Genomic DNA, 2,338 nt, shown 5'->3' with positions numbered 1-2,338 from the left:
ACCAGCCGCGCGGCCGCCGTTCGGCGGCACAGCGCGGCGAGTTCCTCAACATCGCGCCGAAGAGCTCGGGCGCGCCTGAACGTCCTGCCCTCGAGCGGCTTGAAGTGCGGGTTCGAGGTGAAGAACCTGAAGCCTCCCTCCGCGCGCACGGCAACGCCGACCACGCTCCTGTCGGCCTCGATCACGAAACGGTCTGACAAATCCTGCCTCCTCATGCAGACGCACCCGCAGGCGAGCGGAACCCCGCTCCGCCGTCGGAAAAAGTTCGATTGCTGTGGAAAGTCGCTGCGGCGCTGCGCAGCGCTGATCGCGCCTCTACCCGCGCTCACAGGGAGCGCAGGCCCGGGCGCTTACGCTCGTGCGGTGCTGCTTTCGGCGTGCAGTTCAGGCTGCTGGATGTGAATGCGCTTGAACATGGCAAAGCTCATATGGACGCCGGCTCCGCGAAATCAAGCTCTAGAAATTGCCTAGAAAAAGCCGTCCCGCGAAAAGAAAAACTTCAGCGGCGAACAGCGGCAGGTCGGGTGCGAACCTCGCTGCCGCCGCAGCCGCCGCGCGCACGGTCGCACTCCCGCCCGCGAACCTGATCGGACGATTGTCGCACCGCCAGCCGCAACTCGTCGCAACCCTTAATCCAACTTATTGACAGCATTGTAAGCTAATGCGAGCCTGAATCCGCTTTGGGAATCGACATGGCGACCTTTCGGCATCCGATCGCGATCGAACCGGCCGACATCGACCACATGGGTCATGTCAACAATGCCGTGTACCTCAAGTGGGTGCAGGAAGCGGTGGTCGATTACTGGAGCAGCATCGCCCCGCCAGCCGCCGTTGCGAGCCACCTTTGGGTCGCGCTCAAGCACGAGATCACTTACCTGAGGCCCACCTTCCTCCAGGACAATGTCGTCGCGGAAGTGATCGCCGAGAAGGTCGAAGGGGCCCGCGCCTTCTTCCGCACCGTGCTCCGCCGCGGCGACGAAGTGCTGAGCGAGATACGGAGCTGCTGGTGCTGCCTCGACGCCGCGAGCCTCCGCCCCGCCCGCCTCGCCCGCGACATCGTCGCGCGCTTCCTGCCGCCCGGACCCTAGCCGCGCTGGGCATCCGCCGCGGCGTAGAGGCGGCCGATCATGACCTTCTCATGCTCGCTGAGATAGGGGTTCCACGCGTCGATGATCAGGATCGCGCGATCGCGCTCGCTGCGGTTCCACGCCTCATGCTCGATCGTGTCGTCGAAGGCGAATGCCTCGCCCTGGACCCAGCCGCGAGTCTCGCCGCCGACTCGGAACGCACATCCCTCGGGGACGATCAGCGGCAAATGGACCACGCTGCGGACATTGGTCACCCCCGTATGGGGCGGGATGTGGCTGCCCGCCTTCAGGATCGAGAAGAAGACGTTGGGCGCGCGGCCGCTGATGCGGCAGATCGGCAGCGACTCCACCAGGGCCGCGGTCCGCGGCGCCCGGGCGCAGGCCTCGTCGAAGCGCTCGCCTTCCTTCCACAGATGGAAGGCCCCCCAATCGAGGGACTGGTCCAGCCCCGACCATTTGCTGTCCGGCATTCCGGGCGGCAGCGAAATGTAAGGCGTCAGTTCCGCGGCGGGATCTGCCAGGATCGCCTCCAGCTCGGCCATGATCATCCCGGTCGCGGCTTCGAGTTCGCCGAGCCACGGAAAATGCCCAGGCTCGAAAAACTCGTCGGCGGGCAGGAACGGGTAATGCAGGCCCTCGCAATGGTTCGTGTAGATTGGCCGCCTGCCAAGCCACGCATCGGCCGCCGTCCGCATGCGCCGCCGGTCTGGCGCGTCGGCCCCGGCCAAGTCTTCCGCCAGCGCCTGGTCGACCGCATCTGCCAGGCTCCGCTGCCGCTCCCCGACAAATCTCTTCGCATGACGCAAAATCTCGGCGAACTCGGGCGAAGGATCCTTGATGTTCGACGACACCGCGAGAACGGCCGCCCAGCGTTCGGCCGCGGCAGCTTTTTCGCCCAGCCGCTCGTGAAGCTCCGCGATGCGGATCAGGGCGAGCAAGTCGGTTTGATCGGTTTCGAGCGCCCTCAGGAGCGCCGCGCGTTCAGGTTCGCCATGCCCTAGGATCCGATAGGCCGCCGCGAGATTGATCCAGTGGGACCGTTCACCCGGCTCGCGTTTGCAGGCGATTTCAAAATGCGTGGCGGCGGCCTTTGCGTCCGACCGCGCTAGGGCGTCTGCACCAAGCCAGTTGTGGGCGGTCGGCTCGTCACCGTCGATCGCCAGCGCAGCTTCGAAATGGCTGCGCGCCTTGTCGGCGAGTCCCGCCTGCCAAGCGCGCTGCGCTTCCGCCAGGTGCTGCTGGATGCCTTC

General features: G+C 65.9%; 3 protein-coding genes. 2 read left to right on the top strand and 1 reads right to left on the bottom strand.

The features are described 5' to 3' along the window. A partial coding sequence (locus VFT73_RS07985; protein WP_326409726.1) for a hypothetical protein occupies positions 1 to 197 on the top strand: 197 nt, incomplete at its 5' end. Positions 198 to 692: 495 nt separating this feature from the next. After that, positions 693 to 1,088 (top strand): thioesterase family protein, encoded by a 396-nt coding sequence (locus VFT73_RS07980; RefSeq protein ID WP_326409725.1) that lies wholly within the window; start codon positions 693 to 695, stop codon positions 1,086 to 1,088. Here the strand turns inward: VFT73_RS07980 and VFT73_RS07975 are convergent. Continuing rightward, a partial coding sequence (locus VFT73_RS07975) for an aspartyl/asparaginyl beta-hydroxylase domain-containing protein (protein WP_326409724.1) occupies positions 1,085 to 2,338 on the bottom strand: 1,254 nt, incomplete at its 5' end. The two genes, VFT73_RS07980 and VFT73_RS07975, sit on opposite strands and share 4 nt — an antisense overlap.

It is taken from the genome of Sphingomonas sp., from assembly GCF_035758555.1.
Classification (GTDB): domain Bacteria; phylum Pseudomonadota; class Alphaproteobacteria; order Sphingomonadales; family Sphingomonadaceae; genus Sphingomonas_B.
This window is presented reverse-complemented; position numbering and strand designations above follow the sequence as displayed.